Origin of the sequence: Bacillus sp. FSL K6-2971 (assembly GCF_038006405.1) — a bacterium.
GTDB lineage: Bacteria > Bacillota > Bacilli > Bacillales > Bacillaceae > Bacillus > Bacillus pumilus.
Window position 1 is genome coordinate 453759 of record NZ_JBBOVD010000001.1, and the last position, 22304, is coordinate 476062.

At 45.8% G+C, this 22304-nt stretch carries 6 protein-coding genes; 4 read left to right on the plus strand and 2 right to left on the minus strand.

The features are described 5' to 3' along the window. Nucleotides 1-44: 44 nt before the first annotated feature. The 3 genes from MHI33_RS02380 to MHI33_RS02390 are packed head-to-tail and all read left to right on the plus strand — an operon-like array spanning nt 45 to nt 19131. Nucleotides 45-10175, plus strand: coding sequence for a non-ribosomal peptide synthetase (locus MHI33_RS02380; RefSeq protein WP_340908807.1), 10131 nt, complete (start codon nt 45-47; stop codon nt 10173-10175). 13 nt (nt 10176-10188) lie between these two features. Beyond that, complete coding sequence (locus tag MHI33_RS02385) at nt 10189-18384, plus strand: amino acid adenylation domain-containing protein (RefSeq protein WP_340908810.1); 8196 nt, start codon at nt 10189-10191, stop codon at nt 18382-18384. A 6-nt stretch (nt 18385-18390) separates the two neighbouring features. Further along, the gene (locus tag MHI33_RS02390) at nt 18391-19131 is read left to right on the plus strand and encodes a thioesterase II family protein (RefSeq protein WP_065098784.1); all 741 of its coding nucleotides are present in this window, start codon (nt 18391-18393) and stop codon (nt 19129-19131) included. 35 nt (nt 19132-19166) lie between these two features. Here MHI33_RS02390 and MHI33_RS02395 read toward each other — a convergent pair whose 3' ends face one another. Next, complete coding sequence (locus MHI33_RS02395; protein ID WP_372706119.1) at nt 19167-20084, minus strand: DMT family transporter; 918 nt, start codon at nt 20082-20084, stop codon at nt 19167-19169. 127 nt (nt 20085-20211) lie between these two features. On the opposite strand from MHI33_RS02395, the gene MHI33_RS02400 reads away from it, so the two are divergent. Next, nucleotides 20212-21549: an aminotransferase-like domain-containing protein gene (locus MHI33_RS02400; RefSeq protein WP_268453420.1), complete on the plus strand. Its 1338-nt coding sequence runs from the start codon at nt 20212-20214 to the stop codon at nt 21547-21549. Here MHI33_RS02400 and MHI33_RS02405 read toward each other — a convergent pair. Beyond that, complete coding sequence (locus MHI33_RS02405) at nt 21546-22238, minus strand: 4'-phosphopantetheinyl transferase family protein (RefSeq protein WP_268507461.1); 693 nt, start codon at nt 22236-22238, stop codon at nt 21546-21548. The two genes, MHI33_RS02400 and MHI33_RS02405, sit on opposite strands and share 4 nt — an antisense overlap. Nucleotides 22239-22304: the final 66 nt, after the last annotated feature.

The window sequence follows — 22304 nt, forward strand, 5'->3', positions numbered from 1 at the left end:
TGCACAATGGCAGCCCTGCCTGTCAAAAAAGGGAAGGAACTCATATGAAACCATCAATCATTAATCAATCGAATGTACATGAATCAATGGATACGATTTTACAAGATGTACAGAATACCATTTTACAAACCAACGAAATCGAACGCTTCGCTGTTTTTTCTCGTGAAAAAACCATTCGACCTCGGCCATATCACCTCTCTCATTTATTTCTAGACCATCACATGGAGCAGGAGGCCGCAGCTGAATGGATACAAACGCAAATGGCTTCACCTGCTTTAGCGGACATGCCCCCTGCCATTTCCTATGGAGGGGATATAGATGTTCGTGCAGGAGCTCAAACCTTGCAGGACGCTCTAACTGAGGCAGCCAAAACAACAAACGGGCTGACTTATATCATCAATAGTGAAAACGAGCTCACGCAATCCTACGCGCAGTTAAAGGAGGATGCCGAGCGAGTTCTGACGGGTTTAAAGGCACTAGGCCTTGAGCCTGGAGATCCTGTGTTCTTTCAATTTTCATCGAATCATGCGATGGTCACGGCCTTTTGGGCATGTGTATTAGGCGGATTTGTCCCAACACTTGTATCAGCAGCCCCGACCTATCGTGAAATGAACGCCTCAGTGAAGAAGCTTCATCACGCTTGGAACCTGCTGGAGCATCCGCTCATTCTCACGGATGACTCGCTGATTGATGAGGTGCAAGGATTAGCTTTACTGTGGCATACAGATCAATTACGTGTTGCAGCCGTTGAACCAATGCTTACTTTAGAAAGAGATCTAGAAGCACACCCAGTCACGCCCGATGATTCCGTCTTTTTTATCTTAACGTCTGGAAGTACAGGGATGCCCAAATGCGTAGAGCATTCTCATAGAAGTGTGCTGGCAAATGTCAAAGGAACAGTGGCAGCCAATGGGTTTACACAAGAAGATGTCTCGTTAGACTGGATGCCATTAGATCATATTGGCGGCATTGTCATGTTCCATCTTGTCAATGTGTACACAGGCTGTGAGCAAATTCGAGCAAGAACAGATGACTTCATCGCTCAGCCGCTGCGCTGGCTTGACTGGATGGACCGCTATCGTGCAACGAAGACATGGGCACCTAACTTCGCATTTGCGATGATCAATGATTATGAGAAAGAAATCTCTTCAGGGTCTTGGGATCTTTCTGCTATGACTTGTATGATCAATGGGGCAGAAGCGGTTGTACCGAAGACGATCCACCGGTTTTTACACCTGCTCGCTCCGCACGGCTTAAAAGGAGACGTCATCAGACCGGCATTCGGCATGTCAGAAATCTCATCAGCTGTTGTCTTCTCTTTTGCGATTGAGCGGGGAGATGAAAACAGCGGGGTGCTGACCTTTGAAGAAACATCGCTGACAGAGCAGCTAAGACCAGCAGAGGCACGCGAAACTGGAACAGTCAGCTTTACAGAGCTCGGGAAACCGATTCCGGGTATCACGATTCGTATTGTCAACCATGAGCATGAGCTTCTTCCCGAAGATCATATTGGCAGCGTGCAAATCAAAGGGCCGACGACAATGAAGGGCTATTACAAGAATGACGAAGCGAATCAAGAGGTTTTTCAAACAGAGGGCTGGTTCCACACGGGTGATTTAGGCTTTCTGCATGAAGGAAGGCTGACATTAACCGGTAGAGAAAAAGACATGATCATCATCAACGGGAAAAATTATTACAACTATGAAATTGAAGCCATGGCAGAGGAAGTACCCGGCGTAGAAACAAGCTTTGTGGCAGCTTGCTCCGTTCGGATGGAGGCATCTGCATCCGATGAACTGATTCTCTTTTTTACACCGAAGCTGTATGAGCCTGCTTATATCATGAGGGCTAGCCAGCATATCAAAACCCATATTGCAACAAAAATGGGTCTTTATGCATCAAGGATTATTCCGGTCCAGAAGCATGCCTTTCCGAAAACAAGCTCTGGAAAAATAGAAAGGGCACAGCTCAAGACAAGGTGGCAGGAAGGTGAATTCGACGAAATCATCAAGGAACTGGACATCAGACTTGAAAATGAACACACCTTGCCTGATTGGAGTTATCAAAAGAAGTGGACACCCGCTCCGCTTCATGAAACCGAAAAGCAAACAGCAGGGGACATGGTGATCTTTGCAGATGAGTTAGGGCTTGCAGATCAATTGAAATTCCTCTCAAACCATGAACAAACCTATATCACGGTTGAGCCGGGTCAAGCATTCACACAACTCACACCCACTCACTTCATCATCCATCCGAATCGGCCGTCAGACTACGAACAACTCTTTGAGACGCTCCGTTCGTATGGCGTTTCGGTGAAACAAATCATTCACCTTTGGAACTACACAAACAAGAAAGACACATTACAGGCGGAAATAGCGAAGGAAGCCCAGAAGACTGGCAGCATGAGTGCATTGTATGTAACAAAAGCGATCGCCGCCTATGAGGAACCTGTAGAGATGACCTTTGTCTCCGCTCATGCGATGAATTTGCCAGAAGACAAAGTACATCATGTGGAAAAAGCAACAACAGCGGGATTGATGACAGCTGTCCATCATGAATGGCCGTTTATCAAGGTGCGATGTCTTGATTTTTCTCTAACAGAATCGGTTGGTCATTCTCATGTATCGGCGATCATGACAGAGCTCATACATGGCACAAGTCATCATGTCGCTGCTTATCGCGAAGGTGTTCGTTATATTCCTCTTATAGCGCCGCTTCATCTGGAAAGGGAACAAAAGAGGAAAAAACCGCCATTTGAATCATCGGGGCTTTACGTGATGACAGGCGGGCTTGGCGGAATAGGACGGATGCTAAGTGAGCATCTTCTAACATCCTATCAAGCGCATCTTGTGCTGCTTGGAAGAAAGGCACGAGAAGCTTTATCTGCGGAGCAGCAAGACGTATTGACCTCACTTGAGAAACAAGCGGAAAAACGCGGCGGCACTGTTCATTATGAAGAAGTGGACTTGACGGATGCAAAAGCCCTTGAAGCCCTTATCTCGAGACAAGAGGTGGCTCGGGGCAAAAGGCTGCATGGCGTGATTCATTTCGCTGGCATCATTCAAGAAGAGCTGCTTGCTGACATGACGTCTGTGTCCTTACATGCGATGTACGAAGCAAAGGTATATGGCACGATTGCGCTTCATGAAGCGGCTTCTAAACGGCAGAACGTCTTATTTCTTTCTAGCTCATCAGCACGAACATTAAAGGGCGGGATGACCGTAGGCGCTTATTGCGCTGCCAATGAGTTCGTTGAACAATTTGCTCATTATCAGAGGCTGACATCTACCGTGAAGCCGTACTGCTTTAGCTTTAGCATGTGGGATGAGATCGGCATGAGCGAGGGTTCGATGATCAAAGGCATCTTAAAAGAAAGAGGCTATCTTCCGATTCCGAAGCGGGCGGGCTTGCAGACGATGCTGGCATGTTTGATGACAGATGCACCTCTCATTTATATGGGATTAGATCGGTCGAAGCAGGACATTCAAGAGATGCTTCATGCGGAGAGCCGAACAGAGAAAGCCGTGTATGTCTTTTACAAAACCGACAAAACAAAAGCCATTGAAGAACGGCTGTATCAGTCCATTTATACGTGTTTGCAGACTCATCTATCTGGTGAATATTCCGTCCATCTATTTCCTGAGGAATACTGGAAAGAATCAGAGGATGGCATGCCGGATGAAGCGCATTTCAAAGCACTCATTGAGGAAAGTGGCCAGGAAGCCGAGGACAGAGCGCCTCAAACGGAGACGGAGAAACTGTTGGCAAGCATTTGGTCCGAGTTGCTTGATGTCTCAAATGTCAGCTGTGGTGATCATTTCTTTCTACTCGGGGGTCATTCGCTCAAGGCAACGCAAATGCTGTCTGCGGTGAGACAAAGAATGGGATTTGACGTGCCGCTCGCTGTTCTTTTTGAGCATACGAGACTTGGGGAATTAGCGGCATGGATCGATTCGCATGCAAAAGTGGATGAAGCGGTACAGGTGCGGAAAATGGCAAAGGGTCAGGAGATTCCGATGTCTTATGCCCAGCAAAGACAGTGGTTTCTCTATCAATTACAGCCTGATCTGCCTTTTTACAATAATACAATTTCCTTTCGGATGAATGGCCCTTTAGATGTGAAGGTGCTTCAGCGCAGTCTTCAGCAAATGGTGCAAAGGCATGAGTCGCTTAGAACTTCCTTTACCATGAGCGGCGATGAACCGGTGCAGATCATCCATGAGCATATGACCCTTCCAGAGATTGAAGTGGTGGATCTATCAGATCTGACGTCACAGGAAGAAAAAGAACAAAAAGCGGCTGAATGGGCAAAAAGTGAGGCGAGCACACCTTTTCACTTAGAGCGTGATCCGCTCTTTCGGGTAAAACTGATTCGTCTGTCGGAAACAGATCATTTGCTGCTAATGTCCATTCACCACATTGTGTCAGATGGCTGGTCGGTTGGGATTGCCGCAAGAGAGCTGTCTGAATGGTATACAGCGATGATTGACCGCCGAGAACCTGATCTTTCACCACTGCCGATTCAATATGCGGATTACACCCTATGGCAGAAGGAGTATTTGACTGGAGAGACGCTGCAAAAGCAGGTTTCCTATTGGAAGGAGCAATTTGCAGTCCCTGTAGAAGATTTGGTTTTGCCGTATGACTACCCGCGGCCAGCCGTTCAATCCTACAAGGGAAAAACGAAAAAATACCACCTGTCGAAGTCGCTTTCAGATCAGCTGGCTGAGCTTTCTAAAAAAACTGACAGTACCCTTTATATGACGCTACTGACTGCCTTTTCTACATTGCTTCACCGTTTGTCTTCACAGGATGAGTTTGTGATTGGGTCAGTCATTGCTGGGAGAAATCGGACGGAGATGGAGCAGCTCATCGGATTTTTCGTCAATACGCTGGCACTTCGGATCGATCATAGCGGGAATCCTGCTTTCACTGACCTATTAGAACGGGTGAAAGAAACAACAATGGGCGCTTATGCGCATCAGGATGTGCCGTTTGAAATGGTCGTAGATGAGCTGAATATTGTACGTGAAGCTGGCAAACAGCCGCTGTTTCAGGTCATGTTCGTTTTGCAAAATCTGCCGCTTGAGGCTTCTCCGATGGGAGAAGCGACATCTGTTTTAGCCATTGAAGATAACGATACCGCCAAATTAGATCTATCTCTGTTTGTTTTTGAAGGAGCGGAGGGTCTTCAACTAAAACTGGAGTATGATGTGGACTTATTTTCTGACGACACGATGGACCGGTTCCTTCGGTACTACGAGCATCTGCTTGAGCGTATTTGTGAAAATCCAGCACAGCCGATTAGACAAATGAATTACCTGCCAGAAAAAGAGAAGCATCAGCTGCTCTATGAATGGAGCGGCAAAACAGATCAGCATGCAGGCCCGCTTCTCATCACGGAACGGTTTGAAGCCCAGGTGAGAAAGTCACCCGATGCCATCGCCCTCGAATTCGGGGAAGAGCAGTGGACGTATCGTGTGTTACAAGAGAAAGTCGACCGGCTTGCGGCTTCTCTGCAGCAGCGAGGTGTGACACCGCATGAACCAGTAGGGCTGCTCATCGATAGGTCGCCTGAAATGATTCTTGGGGTGCTGGCGATTGTGAAAGCAGGAGGCGCCTATGTGCCGATTGATCCTGAATATCCAGATGCCCGCATTGATTATATGCTGAGGGATACAGGTATTCAGCTGTTACTGACAAAAAATAAATGGCTGAAAAAGGTGTCCATCAGTCAAACCGAACTCATTTGTCTTGATGAGGGATATGAAGAATTTTTATCAGAAGCAGAACTCATACCTGCTGCCTTAAAACCTGATGGACTCGCTTATATCAATTACACCTCAGGATCAACTGGACAGCCAAAAGGGGTATTGATCCCGCATCAAGCAGTCATCCGGCTTGTCTGTGAAACAGATTATGTCACCCTTGATGAACATACGCGTATTTTACAAATCGCCAGCTTCTCCTTTGATGCCTTTACGTATGAAATATGGGGAGCTCTTCTAAACGGGGGAAGACTGATTCTCACCGATCGAAATACGGTTTTATCAATGGATACACTGGCTAACACGCTGACATCATACAAGATCACAACAGGATTTCTGACAGTGCCGCTGTTCAACCGATTGACAGAGGAACATCCAGAAGCTTTATCTGGATTCGATGCATTATTGGTCGGTGGTGATGCGCTTTCAACTGCTCATATTCGTAAGGCACTTCCGTATTTACCTGAAGGGCTTTTAAACGGCTATGGACCAACTGAAAACACGACGTTCTCTTGTGTGCATCACATTCACTCATTAGACGAAGGGCAGACGACCGTCCCTATCGGTCAGCCAATTGCTTATTCACAAGCCTATGTATTAGACGACCAGCTGCAGCCGGTTCCGCAAGGTGTCATTGGAGAGATTTATGTTGGAGGAACAGGGCTGGCACTAGGTTACCTTGGAGATGAAGAAAAAACATCGCAATCATTTATCCCGCATCCTTTCCATAAAGGAGAGCGTTTATATAAAACAGGTGATATGGGCCGCTGGCTCCCAAATGGCATCATCGACTGCCTTGGAAGAATCGATCATCAAGTGAAAATACGCGGACATCGCGTCGAATGTGGAGAAATTGAAGTCGCTATGCTGAGTGTTGAAGACATCATAGAATGTGCGGTCATTCCGCATCAGCACGGGAGTGGTCATAAGCGCCTCATCGGTTACTTTGTCCAAAAAGGTGCATGGACCCAGCAAGACCTTCGCCGCAAATTAAATGATAGACTGCCAGATTATATGGTACCGAGCCTATTCATAGAGCTCGAGGAACTGCCGCTCACGCCAAACGGCAAGGTAGATCAAAAGCGTCTCCCGCCGCCAGTGTGGAGACAGGAAGAAGCAGACAAACCAGCAGAACAGGCACTCAGTGAGGAAGAACGAGTGCTGGAAAAAGTGTGGACTCAGCTTCTTGGCACTCCTTCAATTGGTGTTCATGATAACTACTTTGAGCTTGGCGGAGATTCTATTATTGTCATACAAATGGTGGCACGCCTTGCACAGGAAGGCTACATCATACAGCCGAGAGATGTATTTGAAAAACAGACCATTTCACAGCTGGCACGTGCTATGAAAAAAGCAGATGTATCTGTGTCTTATGATCAATCACCTGTTACAGGAGATGTTCGTCTGCTTCCAATCCAATCTTGGTTCCTTGAGCAATCGATGACAAACCAAGATTATTGGAATCTATCAGCTCATATTGAATTCAAGCAATCTATACAACCCGAGCAGTTATCACAAGTTCTTTCAAAGCTTGTCGATCATCACGATATGCTGAGAGCGATTTATACAAAAGCAGCAGACGGCACATGGATTCAAACCATTCGTGCGCCTGGCATCACCCCTTGTGTCACATTCTTTGATTTGACGAATGTTTCTCATGAGGAAGCGCTGGATCAAATCCGCTTGGAGACAAGCGCTTGTCAAGGAACACTGTCATTAGAGCGGGGAGAAGTGATCAAAGCCATTCTTTTTCAGACAAGTGATCGTACGTCTGAACTCTTTATCGCAGCCCACCATCTTGTGATGGATGGAATATCGTGGCGCATCATACAGGAAGATGTATTAAATGGGTTGAAGCAGGCTGCGGCAGGGCAGGAGATCACGCTTGCAAAGAAAACCGCTTCCTATCAGCAGTGGGCAGAGGCACTCTATGAATATGCACAAACCGATCAATTACAAGAGCAGGTTCCTTTTTGGGAAAAGATCATGAATCAAGAGGAAGAAGGTTCTCCTTTTCAACCACCTGCGCTTTTCAATATAGAAGAACATGCAGAGATCCTGACTGTTCAATTGACGAAGGATCAAACAGACATTTTACTAAGGCACGCATCACAAGCGTACCGAACAGAGGTCAACGATTTACTCCTGTCAGCACTTGCGCAAGCTGTTGGAAAGCCAATACTGATTACGTTAGAAGGGCACGGACGCGAGGATTTATTTGAACAGATGGATTTGTCACGGACAGTCGGCTGGTTTACAAGCTCTTATCCTATTTTTATTCCTTTTATTCAAACCGATGTTGAGAGACAAATTAAAGATGTCAAAGAAACCTTAAGAGCTGTGCCGCAAAAGGGGATCGGCTATGGCTTACTTCAATACATGACAGCATCTCGTTTACTTAAAACGGCAGCGCCGCAGGTGAGCTTTAATTACCTTGGACAGTTAGATCAAATAGATGGTGAGGCAAATCTGTATATTGCAGATGAGCGAAATGGACATGTACATGACCCAAAAGCAGAAAGACAGCATTTGATCGATGTGTACGGATACGTTGTCAGTGGTCAGCTTCAGATGAATTTTATGATCAATCGTGAACTGCTTCAGGAGGAAGAAGTGCGTCAGTTACCCGAACGATTTAAAGAAAAAATGGAGGACATTTTGACGCATTGTGTAGAGACAAAAGGCGGCTTTACACCATCTGACTTTCCAATGATCCAGCTTACGCAAAAGCAAATAGATGAGCTTCCAGACAATGTGGTAGATGTGTATCCACTATCTCCGATGCAGCAAGGGATGCTGTTTCATGCACTGTTAGATCAAGCATCACAGGCGTATTTTGGTCAGGTGCATATGACACTCGAAGGCTTAACGGACGGCGAAGCCTATGAAAAAGCATGGAATCTGCTTGTGGAACGTCATTCGATTTTACGGACAAGATTTGCTTGGGAGGGGCTAAAGGAGCCTGTCCAATTGATTCAATCAGAAGGAAGCATTCACCTCACTCAGCACGATGTGCGCCACCTGAGTGAAATGGATCAGAAGAAAACCATTGAGCAGTATTTACAAACCGATCGTTCAAAGGATTTTGAATTAGAAGATGCGGCTGAACCGCTCATTCGTATTGCTTTATTCCATCGTGATGAGAAAACTTGCACGTTTGTTTTTAGCTTTCATCATATTTTAATTGATGGCTGGAGCCTGTTCGGCTTGATTGAGGAATCCTTTTCAATATATCGCTCGCTTGTGGATGAACGAGAGATGAACCTTCCTGCTGTACGTCCATATAAAGATTTTATCGAGTGGCTGCAAAAGCAGGATCAAGAGAAGGCGCAAGAGTTCTGGAAACATTATATGTCAGGAGTAGAGGAAGTCACACCACTTCCAGGAGACGGAGAGCAAGCTTCGGATGAAGGAGCAGGTATTGATCAAATTAGTATCAAACTGACGCCTGAAATGCAGGAAAAGCTGGAGAAAATGACAGGGACACAGAAGGTCACGATGAGCACACTGATTCAGGCGGCATGGGGTCTGCTCTTGCACCTTCATTCAGGCTCAGAGGATGTTGTGTTCGGTGTCACAGTATCTGGCCGGCCGGCGGACTTACCAGAGGTTGAAAGCATGACAGGTCTCTTTATTAACACCTTGCCGCTCCGTTTGCCGATCACACCAGACAGGACCATTGCCGAGCTGCTTACGCAGACGCAGGAAACGGTTTTTCACATGCGAGAATTCGAGTATACCGTACTGCCAGATATTCAGCAGATGACCCAAATTCCGAATGGAGAATCATTGTTTAACAGCATTGTCGTGTTTGAAAACTACCCGATTGAATCTGTAGAGCCGTATGGTGTACGGATCTTAGACATAGCCAGTCATGAAGAAACAAACTATGACCTGACCCTTGTGGCTGTCCCGGGAGATACGCTGGAGCTTCGGGTCACATACCGCTTCAATCAATATAAAGAAAAACAAATACAATCGCTGATGCAGCAGCTGGTCCACACACTTGAAGCCATGACAGAACAAGTGGAGACACCACTCTCTTCCTTCACGATCGTGACAAATAAAGAAAAAGAGTGGATGATCACCGATTGGGCGAAAAACGCACAAGTCAGCGTGCTGTACCCAGATCAAGAAGAGGTCTACTCAGGTGTGCATGATCCTTCGTGTGAGACAGAAATCTATGTCCTGAGCGAAGAGCATCAGCTCATGCCGGTAGAGTTTCCTGGAGATATTTTTATCGGTGCAGAGGATATCAAGGCACTTTGCGGAGAGCTTGCCGATTGGATGGAGACGCATAAAATTCCGCATCCATTCAAACATCAAACAGGCGAATACCTCTATCCGACAGGTGATGTCGGCGTTTGGACTGAAAAAAACAAGATTCAAATTTTGGATTGGGTGTAGGAGGAGAAGAACGATGTTAATGAGTAGAAAAAAAGGACATGCAGCAAATCATATCGTCAGAATCAACGGAAAACGAATCGATCTCAAAGCATTAGAACAGGTCATGATGCTTCATTTTCCGCTAAAGGAATGTGCACTCATCCCGAAGAAAAATGAAGAAGGAAGCCTCTCGCTTGTGCTATTTGCACAGGCGAAGGTCCCTTCGCTAACAAGAGAGGATCTGATGACAGGCGCGCTTCACCCTGATGAAGTGCCAGCCGCTCTCGTCTTATTGCCTTCCTTGCCAAGGGCAGAAAGTGGAGCGGTCGATACAGAAGCACTGCTTTCGATTGACATCATTGATGAAGAGAGTTTGAGAAAGATAGAAGATCGTACGAAAGCTATAGATGGAGTAGAGGAAGTGGCTGCTCTCATTGAAAGTCAGACAGAAAAACAAACGCCTTATCACCTAGATGATCTGTTTCCTAATCGGCAGCGTGCGCAAGGGAACGTATCGATCTCGAAGGATGAAGAGGGCGAAACAAAGCAAGCATCCGCTCATGAAAAGACGCCTGCACTTGTGTATGGCGGGGATGTCATCAAAAAAACAGGCACACCTGTCACACTGACAGAGGTGTTGATTCGATCAGCCTTTATGTCACCTGACCGCGGGGTGATCTATATCAAAGAAGGCGGGCGCACGTTGACCCAAACCTATCCTGAGTTACTCACAAACGCAGAACGGGTTCTGTCTGGTTTAAGGAAAGCAGGGCTGACAAACGGCGATCAAGTGTTACTTCAATTGAAAGATCATCACGATTTCATCACTGTGTTTTGGGGCTGTATTCTCGGTGGCATCATTCCGACCCCAGTCTCTGTGCCGCCTGTTTATGATGAGATGAATCAAGGAGTGAACAAGCTCAAGGGCGTGTTTCAGCTGCAAAATGAACCGTTCATTATTACGAATGAAGCAAGTGCTGAGGACATTGCTGGGCTGCGTGAGACATTTGAGGCAAAAGAAATACCTATTTTAACAGTAGAAACATTGCTTGCGTGTGAACCGGATGAACAGCATTATGAGCCAGAGCCAGATGAGCCTGTGCTTCAGCTGCTCTCTTCAGGAAGTACGGGTGTGCCAAAGTGTATTCGTCACAACCATCAAAGTATTTTATCTCGAATCATCTCCTTTGAGCAGACAAATGGCTTTACGCATGAGGATGTGTCGCTTAACTGGATGCCGCTTGATCATGTAGGAGGCATTGTCATGTTTCATGTGCATGATGTCTACCTTGGCTGCCAGCAGATTAGTCCATCCATCGATCAATTTATCGAGCGGCCGATGGTGTGGCTGGATTGGGTTGAAACATACGGCGTCACAAGGACATGGGCACCGAATTTTGCTTTTGCGATGATGAATGAATATGAGGACGACATTCGCAAGGGGAGCTGGGATCTCTCCACACTGACTTATATCATGAATGCAGCCGAAGCGGTTGTGCCAAAAGTGACGCAGCGCTTCATGCATATGATGGGTCAGCACGGATTAAGCCATCATGCGATGGTGCCGGCGTACGGCATGTCTGAAACATCCTCAGCCATTGTTCAATCAAAGAAATTCATGCGGCATGGTGATCAGGATGGACAACTGACGATTGATCAGACCTCGTTAACAGGTGACATTCAATACGTGGCGCAAGATCATCCGCACAAAATGACGTTTACAGAAGTCGGCGCACCGATTCCGTCTGTATGGATTCGGATTGTAGACGAGCATCATCATGTGCTGCCAGAAGATCAGGTCGGCCGCTTACAGGTGAAGAGTCCGACGATTATGATGGGGTATCATCAAAATGAGGAAGCCAATCAAGAGGTATTTGCGGAAAATGGCTGGTTTCACACGGGGGATTTAGGATTTATCCACGAAGGGCGTCTTGTTCTGACGGGCCGGGAAAAGGACATCATCGTCATCAACGGAGCCAACTATTTGAATTACGAAATTGAAGCAGTTGTGGAAGAGGTATACGGGGTGGAAGTCACCTTTGCCGCTGCGTACGGCATCTACAATCCCGAATCAAGCAACGACACGCTTGCCGTCTTCTTTGTCACACAAAAGGAATCGCTAGAAGAACAAATCACGATGATTCAGCAGATTAGAGAGGCCATTATTCGTAAAATTGGCATAGAGCCCGATCACATCATTCCAGTGAAAAAAGACCAATTTCCGAAAACAGAAAGTGGAAAGATCCAACGTGCTCAGTTAGGCGCGGCGCTAAAAGAAGGGGTATTCCGTGACATTGAAAGGGCACTGGATCTTGCTTCTGAAAATGAACAAACACTACCAGATTGGTTTTTCAAACGCACTTGGGCAAAGGAACATATTGGTCTGTCTCAGCCTGCTGCTGATCATGTACTCGTTTTCGAGGATGAAAAAGGGCTTTACCAATCACTTTACGCCCAATTGGAACAAAGAAATCAGCCCTATGTTTCTGTGAAAAAAGGACATGAATTTTTGCGTCTGTCCAAAGGGATGTACCAGATGAACCCGAGAATCAAGGGGGATTATGTCAGGCTCGCTGCAGCACTTGAAGCAGATGAATTAAAGACAGGGTGCATACTCCATTTGTGGAATGTGACAGACAAAGAAGCCATTGTTGAGCCTGCGCAGTTCACAGAAATGCACGCGAGGTCCAATCAATCGATTTTGTACTTGTATCAAGCATGGAGGCAAGAAAACAAAGAGCCAGTCCGGCTTGTTGTAGTGACAAAGGGTGGTCAATATGTAAGACCTGAAGACGATCTCCATGTGGAGAAAACGTCGCTCGTTGGCTTATTAAAAACCATCCCGCAAGAATGGGAAGGAGCAGAGGTGTCCCATATTGATATTGAAGCGGAGCAAGTGGAACAGGATGCAAAGCACATTGCTAATGAGCTGTCGGCGATTCATATAAAAGCAGAGGTGGCATACCGAAAAGGGCACAGGCTCGTATCAAAGCTGGAAAAAGTCGATATGATGAAAGCACCTCAAACAGAAGGGTTTTTAGAATATGAAGGTCTTTATTTGCTGACCGGAGGACTCGGCGGTATTGGGTTTGAACTATCTAAGCAGATGCTCCAATTTGGCCTAAAGCTTGTATTGATTGGAAGGACTTCTCTGGAAGACAGCTTGGAAAAGAAAGAAGCGTTCTCACAGCTAAAAGACCTTGGTGGCGTCATCTATGTGCAAGCGGACGTGACCGATTTAGCTGACGTGGAGCGAGCGATTTACAAAGCAGAAAAACATTTTGGTCAATCCATCCGGGGTGTGCTGCATTTAGCCGGTGCTGGCAATGTGTCTGAGCATTTTCAGCATACAGATAAGTATTCATTGGCGCATACGTCAGAAGAGGATTTTACAAAGGAACTGTCAGGGAAAGCAGATGGAGCGTTTGTCCTGCAGGAAGCCTTCAAGCATGACCCGGCAGTACCACTCGTCTTTTTTGGATCAGTAAATGGCTTTTTTGGCGGTACAACATTCGGAGCTTACTCTGCGGCCAACAGCTTTTTAGATGGGCTTGCGCACACGCTCACCTTTCAAGAAGGAAGACGGGCGATCTCTTTAAACTTTAGTATGTGGGATAATCTCGGTTTGTCTAAGGGGCATACCGGCGCAGCCCTTACCGTCCGCAAGGGATTTCAATTGATTGGAAAGAAGCAAGGTCTCCATTCATTATGTCTAGGTGCTCGGCTGAATGAAGCGCATCTATTTATCGGACTAGATGGAGCCAATCCAGAAATCGCAGCGTATCTTCAGCCAGCGCCAATACCGACTTTTGAGAAAAAGCTTTTTTACACGGTTCGGTCTGGCAAAGAAGTGCATGTTGAAGATATTGCAGGTGGAACAAAAGGTGATTGGGATATTCAGCAAGTACAGGAAATACCGAAAAAACTAGATGGCTCTATTGATCATGAAGCCCTTAAGCTGAATCATCACAAAAATGGACAACCTCTTGAAAAACAATTGCCTGAAACGAAAACAGAGCAAATGCTTGCTGCCATATGGGAGGACATTTTAGACGTTGATCGTGTGTACAAAGAGGATCAATTCTTTGACCTTGGCGGACATTCATTAAAGGCGACTCAAACCATTTCTCGGATCAATCATGAGTTTTCAATCAAGGCGCCTTTAAAAATATTATTTGAAAGCAAGCATCTGGCACATTTGGCGCAAATGGTGGATGACATCAAAGAGGCACCGGCTGTTCAGGAAGCCAATATTCCAAAGCTGGAAAAGCGAACAAGCTATGAGCTGTCACATGCTCAGAAGCGTATTTGGTTCTTATCCACATTAGAAAAGAGCCATCATTACAATATATTAGGTGCTTGGAAGCTGACAGGACAACTGCACATTCAAGCGTTAACAAAAGCGATTGGTCTCTTAACGAAACGTCATGAAGCACTGCGTGCAACCTTTCAATCGCTTGGCGGCAAGCCGGTTCAACTGATACGTGAAGACCTACCGCCATCCGTCACAGTTGCGAACTTCTCATTATTTAATGAAAAAACAAGAACGAGAAGACTCAATCAGCTTATTCAGCAAGAAGCGAACCGCATTTATGATTTAGAAAGAGGGCCTCTTGCGCAGTGGACGATTGTGGATATGGGCAATGAAGAATTTTATCTTCTTTGCGCGCAGCACCATATCATTTCAGATGCATGGTCGCTCAGTCTGCTCATTCAGGAGTTAGAAGTGGCATATGACGGGCTGCTTGCAGATGAAGCGCCGCAGCTCCCAGCACTGGAAATTGAGTGGACAGATTATGTTCATTGGGAAAATGAGCAAGTAATGCATCATCAAGTAGACCAAGCCTATTGGCTCGATCATTTACAAGGTGATCTTCCGGTGTTAGAGCTGCCGTTTGACCGTCCTCGTCCGCCAGTTCAAACATTTAACGGCGCTACAGAGCAAATTGTCTTGGAAGATACGCTTATCCGCCGTTTGCAGGCTTTGTCCAAGCAGCAGGGCACAACGCTGTTCATGACGATGCTGTCGGCGTACTACGTCCTGCTTCACAAGCTGTCAGGACAGACAGATATCATCATTGGTTCGCCGATCGCAGGGCGAGGTGCCAAGCAATCAGAGAAGCTTGTTGGAATGTTTGTGAATACACTCGCGCTGAGACAGGATATCTCCACAGCAGATACGTTTGCTGATGTCATGGAAAACGTGAAAGAGATGACGTTAAAAGCCTTCGAGCATCAGCGTTATCCATTTGACAAGCTTGTCGATGATCTTTCGTTAGATAGAGATTTAAGTCGATCGCCTATTTTCCAAGTGGCGATGGGTTATGTAACAGATTCACTCCATGTCAATCTCAAAGGGCTGACAAGTGAACATGTGATGGTCCATCATACAGTGTCTAAATTTGATCTCACCCTGCATGTATTTGAACAGGGGGATCAGCTGTCGATCCATGTGGAATACAATACAGATTTATTTGATCAAGAGACCATTCATCGTTATATGAATTATTATCTTCATCTGCTAGATGGTATGACGGCTCAGCCTGAACGTACATTTTCTAATTATTGCTTAATGGACAAAGCGGAACAGGCTGCGATGATCATAGGGAAAAACCAAACGGCTACGCCATATCCAAAACGGACCATTCAAGAGCTGTTTGAAGAACAGGTACAGCGTGATCCGCACCGCATTGCCTTGTCTTATTTGGAAGAGCACATGACGTATCAAGAGTTGGATGAGAAGGCAACACAGCTTGCTGCTTACTTGCAGTCAAAAGGAGTTGGACTAGGTTCACTTGTACCGATGCTTTTTGATCGTTCCTTTGACATGATTGTCTCAGTGCTTGGCGTCATCAAATCTGGTGCTGCATATGTTCCAATGTCACCAGAATATCCAGATGCGCGAATCCGCCTCATTGTTCGCGATACGCAAAGTGATGTGATCATCACTCAGTCTCATTTAATAGAGCGTCTAGTAGACTTTACAGGTACAAAGATTGAGATGGACAAGCCATTACCAGTAACAGATGCAGTGTATCAAAGAGAACAATCAATCATTGGAGAAGAACAGTTAGCCTATGTCAACTATACATCAGGCTCAACAGGTACACCAAAAGGCGTCATGCTCCCCCATGCAGGAGTCGTCCGTCTGGTTCGAGAAACAAACTATATGAAACTAGGTCCAGATGATAAGATGCTTCAGCTCTCAAACTATGCTTTTGATGCCTTTACATTTGAGTTGTGGGGAATGCTGCTGAATGGCGGTCAGCTCATTCTGATTCCGAAATATGCCGCACTGAATATGGATGAATTATCACGGCTGATCAAAGTGCATCAAGTGACAGCCAACTGTCTGCCAACCGCTTTATTCAATCGGCTGGTGGAGCACGATCCAAAAAGTGTAGCAGGCTACCGCACATTACTCGTTGGCGGAGAAGCGATGTCCAGTGAGCATGCACGAAAGGCATTGCCGCATATGGAGGGTGTACTCATCAATGCTTACGGCCCAACAGAAAACACGACCTTAGCCACAACACATCAAGTCACGCACATGCCAGAGGGAGCAAGGTCAGTTCCGATTGGTGTCCCAGTATCGAATTCAACTGTCGTCATACTAGATGATGCGCTTAACCCAGTGCCAGCAGGCGTCAAAGGAGAAATTTATATCGGCGGCACAGGGCTCGCAAAAGGCTACCTTCATGATCCAGAGCGGACGCATGAACGGTTTATAGACAATCCATTCCCTGAACTAGGGGGAGACAGGCTATATCGTTCAGGTGATCTTGGTACATGGCGTTCAGATGGCACCATTGAATATCTCGGCCGAAAAGACAACCTCGTGAAAATTAGAGGCTACCGGATTGAATGTGGAGAAATAGAGACAGCTCTCCTCAAGCATCCACAAGTAAAAGAATGTACAGTCATCGCCAAAACGTATGGCAGCTCAAAACGGCTGGCGGCCTACCTTGTCACAGACGGAGCGAATCCTGTTCCAGGCTGGAAAGCATTTTTACAGGAAAGCCTGCCAGGCTACATGATTCCAAGTTACTTTATCGTTCTGGACGAAATGCCAGTTACAACAAACGGAAAGGTTGATCAAAAAGCACTGCCAGACCCGGCAGAAACGATCTCTCTTTCTCAAGGAGATGACAAACCAGTCACCGAAACACAGCAGTTGATTGTCACAGCTTTCAAGGACGTGCTTGGTGTCAAACAAGTAGGCATACATGACTCATTTTTTGATTTAGGCGGTGATTCAATTATGAGTATCCAAGCCGTTGCCAAATTAAAAGAACAGGGGATTCGTGTGGATCCGAAATGGATTTTCATGCATCCAGCACCGGCTCAGCTAGCCGCACATGTGGATGCAATGCCAGAGGCCGGGGAGCACGTCGAAAGGTCTCCAAAGGACTACGTGATTGAGCTGAAAAAAGGCGATCCAGCCGAGCCGAGGATTTTCTTTGCACCGCCTGCCGGTGGAACGGTAATGGGCTATATCGATGTGGCTAAGCTGATGACACATCAAGGCGCTGTGTACGCCTTGCAGTCTCCTGGCTTATATGAGGATGAAGAACCGCAATTCCTCCATTACACAGAGCTTGTGTCCATATTTGTTGAAGCCATTGAGACCTTCTATCGACCTGGTGTTGACTATCTAGCAGGGCATTCAATGGGCGGGCACCTTGCCTACGGAATGAATCAGCGGCTCTGCCATGCAGGAAAAGCGCCGAAAGGACTCATCATTTTAGATACGGTCCCGGTGTTAAGAGATGAGGCAGATCAGGCGCTCCATGCGGATATGAACGAAGAAGAAGTGAAAATGCTTGCGCTTGTCCTTGGAATGGGGAATCTCGTCGGCATTCAGCCAGAAGCATTACAAGGGCTGAGCTTCCAAGAAGTGAAGCAAAAAATACTCAAAGAGGCAGAAAAGGATGAAGTGGTTCATCAATTTATGAATGATCAGTATTTAGATAAATATTTGCAAATGCAAACGCACAATACAATCATGTCACAAGCCATTGAATTAGAAAAAGAACCATTCGGTGTGCCGTTTTATATTGTAAAAAGCAGTGATCACGCCATTGATTTCCAGAAGAAGTTCTCAGACTGGGAGGCTTATACGAAAGGACCGTGCTCGTATTATCACATCAAAGGAGACCATGTCACCATGATGAAAAGGCCGCAGGCGGATGAACTGGCACGAATTCTTCAAACGATGATAAAGGGGTAAGAACGTATGAATCATTTATTTAAAACCTTTGAAAAAAAATCAGATCTTATTCAACTTATTTGTTTTCCTTTTGCAGGCGGTTATTCCGCCTCGTACCGCCCGCTTTTTGAACAGCTAAAAGGCACTGCCGAAGTAACAGCAGCAGAGCCCCCAGGGCATGGAACCAATCTCATGCCGCTCGAAACGAGCATTGACCGATTGGCTGAGCTATACAAAGAAGGGCTCTCGGGCAACTTGAACCGCCCGTTTATCCTGTTCGGACATTCTATGGGAGGACTCGTTGTGTATAGACTGACGCAGCTGTTAGAAAAGGAAGGAATTGATCCTGCAGCAGTCGTGATCTCAGCCATTCAGCCGCCGCAAACAAAACGACAGATCCTGACCCATTTATCGAATGAAGCATTTGTTCAGCATATTGCCGAAATGGGCGGGATTCCAAAGGAATTATTAGAGAACAAACCAATGATGGATTACTTTACGCCGTCCTTACGTGCAGACTATCAGGCGCTGGAAACCTTCCAACACAAAGATCAATCCATCATCGAAACACCTGTTTATTTATTCAATGGAACACAAGATGAAAAATGCATGCAAGATGCAAACGGCTGGCTGCCATGGGCAAAAACCATCGAACGCACCAATTTCGAAGGAGGGCACATGTATATCAACACACACCTCGAGCCCTTCGCAGAACAGATGAGACATGTGATCGACCTTGCAGCTAAACAACAATTAATGAAACTTTAAAAGAAAGCGGTCCTCCTTAAAGGGACCGCTTTTTCTTATGAATTCCGCTTTTTCACCACATTCCCGCCAATCACTCCGCCAATGACCAGTACACCTCCGATGAGATGATACCAATCGATTGTTTCATGTAAAATGAGGACCCCAGCGGCGACTGTAATAAACGCAGATAAATTGTTAAAGATGCTGACCTTTGCCGCTTCAAGCTGAGAGAGGGCATAGTTTGATAAATATGCCGTGAGAAGTGAAGAAAGAATGCCTAAAAAGAGCATTGACCATACAAAGGATGGTTGTGTAAATGGGCTGAAAAATTGCGGCATTGTCCCGTTTACTGAATGCCGGATGAGCGCAGTGGCATTGAAGAAGACAAATCCAAAGAATGTCATCACGAAGGTGAGTTCAATCACATGGAAGCGCCGTGTAATCACCCGGGCAAATACACTGTATGCACTGGATGATAAGGCAGAAAGCAATATCAGTCCATAGCCGATCATGTGTGAATGCTTCACATCAATTCCCTTCATGACAAAGAGAAGCATCACCCCGCACACAGAAAGAATGGTAAACAGCACTTGTATCCATGTCGCGCGTTCCTTTAAAAACCACGCGGCAAGCACCATTGTCAGAATAGGAATCGTTGCCTGAATAATACCAGCCTCTGACGAAGAGGTATACATCAGCCCCCATACTTGAAAAGCAAAAAACAACACAGGATAAAGCAAGGAAAACGGTACGATGTAGAGAAGATCTCGCCATTGAATGGAGAGGCGGATTTTCTTTCGTAAAAATGGATACAGCAATAGTGCGGCTGCAAAAGAAACTGTAAAGCGGTGTGCCAATAAATCGATCGGGTTTGCTGATTCTAATGCAATTTTGACAAACAAAAATGAAAAACCAATGATCGTGGCGTAGCCTATCGCGGCAGCATACGCTTTCTGTTTTGAAATGTCCACAATTTGACTCCTTATACGAGCATGCATGCTTCGGATGAATTGACCGGTTCTGTTCTTCTATCGTAATCGGATCATCTAAGGTGTACAATAAGAGAACATGATATCTGTACCGGTACAAGGAGGAAGTGGTGTGAGGAAATATGATCAGCTTGTTCTCAGCTTAAAAGAGAAGATGACGTCTGGTGAATACAATGCTGGCATGAAGATCCCTTCCATTCGCCGTTTGGCGGCTCAATATGCAGTGAGTAAAAGCACTGTCATCAAAGCACTAGACACATTGGAACATGAACATCTGCTTTATTCTGTAGAAAGAAGCGGCTATTATGTCGTGAAAACGAAGCAGTCAGCGGGGAAACAGGATAGCACATGGATTGATTTTGCTTCATCTGCACCTGATCCCGTCGTGTTTCCATATGTTGATTTCCAGCACTGCATTAACCAAGCGATCGATTTGTATCAAAATGACTTGTTTATATACGGCACAGCCAACGGATTACCCTCGCTGCTACCAGTCATTTCTCAGCGATTAATGGATTATCAAGTGTTTGCAAATCCAGAACAGATCGTTATGACTTCTGGTATTCAACTGGCGTTATCTATTTTAAGCACCATCCCTTTTCCGAATGGCAAACAGACCATACTAGTCGAACAGCCAGGCTATCACCTATACCTTCAATATTTAGAAAAAAATCAACTGCCTGTGATGGGGATTCAGCGGACGGAAAAGGGAATTGACCTTCAGGAATTGGAGCGCATCTTTCGAGAAGAGGAGATTCGTTTTTTCTATACGATGCCAAGATTTCAAAACCCGCTTGGAACGAGCTTGTCAAAACTGGAGAAAAGAGCGATTGCAGCTCTTGCCGAGAAATATGATGTCTATATCGTTGAAGATGATTATATAGCCGATTTAGAATTCGATGCAAAAAGAGACCCGATCTATTCGTACGATCAGGCGGGTAAGGTCATTTATTTAAAAAGCTTCTCCAAGATCATCTTTCCAGGACTTCGAACAGGAGCGGTCGTCTTACCTGAGGAACTGATTAGACCTTTTAGCGAACACAAACGGCTCATTGACATCGACAGCTCCATGCTGTCACAGGCAGCCTTAGAAATATATTTAAAAAGCGGGATGTTTGAACGGCATCGAGACAGAATGCAGACAACCTATCGCAACCGATCCAAACAACTAGTGACATGCCTGAAAAGCGATCAAATCGCTTATCAACTAGGAGAAGAGGAGCCAGCTACTCATACACATGTACGTCTCGATCGGTCAATTCCGACGAACCAGCTCATTCAGCAGCTGAAAAAGGCATCTGTTTCCATTCAGTCAATCGACCGCCATTATCTGTCGACCTTTCAAAAAGACTCTATTCTTCAGTTGAACATTTGGCATGTGAAAGAAGAACAAATCACACGTGGAGTCGATTTGTTAAAGACAGCATTTCAGCAAATTGGGCGATATTAAAGACGAGACAGCACATCACGGCAAGAGAGTATCTCTACACGTTCAGCCGCAGAAGGCTTTCGTGTACACACCGCCATTTGGTAGGCAGGATCGAGTGAGTATGTTTGAACAAAGCAGGGTGCTTCATGATCAGGTAATGCAAGCGTCGCCTGTCCATCCTCTGACAGGCGGGCTGTAAAGGACGAAAGACCATAAGATAATCCCTTTCCAGTCAGCTTGATAAAGGCCTCCTTCATTGACCATAAATGAAAGAAGTAGGCTTCCTGCCGTTCTGCCGGTTGTGAAAGTAAATCTTCATACTCATCTGCTGAAAAAAATCGTTTAGCAATCGCTAGATCAATCGGTTTGATCTCCTCAATATCAATACCAACGGGTGCATCATCTATTGCGCATACGACCCAATCACCAGAGTGAGAAAGATTAAAATGAAAAGAAGGAATGTGCCGGACGACAGGCTTGCCATTGCCCTCTGTTTGAAAAACGATCTGATCAATAGGCAGATCGTACATACTATGGATCATTTGACGAACCAGCACCTCACCTAACAAAGTCCTTCTTGCATCGACCAAAAAGCGAAAACGCTCAGCCGCAGCACGCTTTTCAGCTGAAACAAAGGGTTTCAATTGCTCGATTTGTTCTCGTGCATGGATGTCATCTAAATGTTGTAATTGGATAGCGAAAATCTTCATAATGAACCTCTAATTTTTTACATTGATTGTACCATTGGAGAGCGCCGTACAAAAGGGAAATCCTAT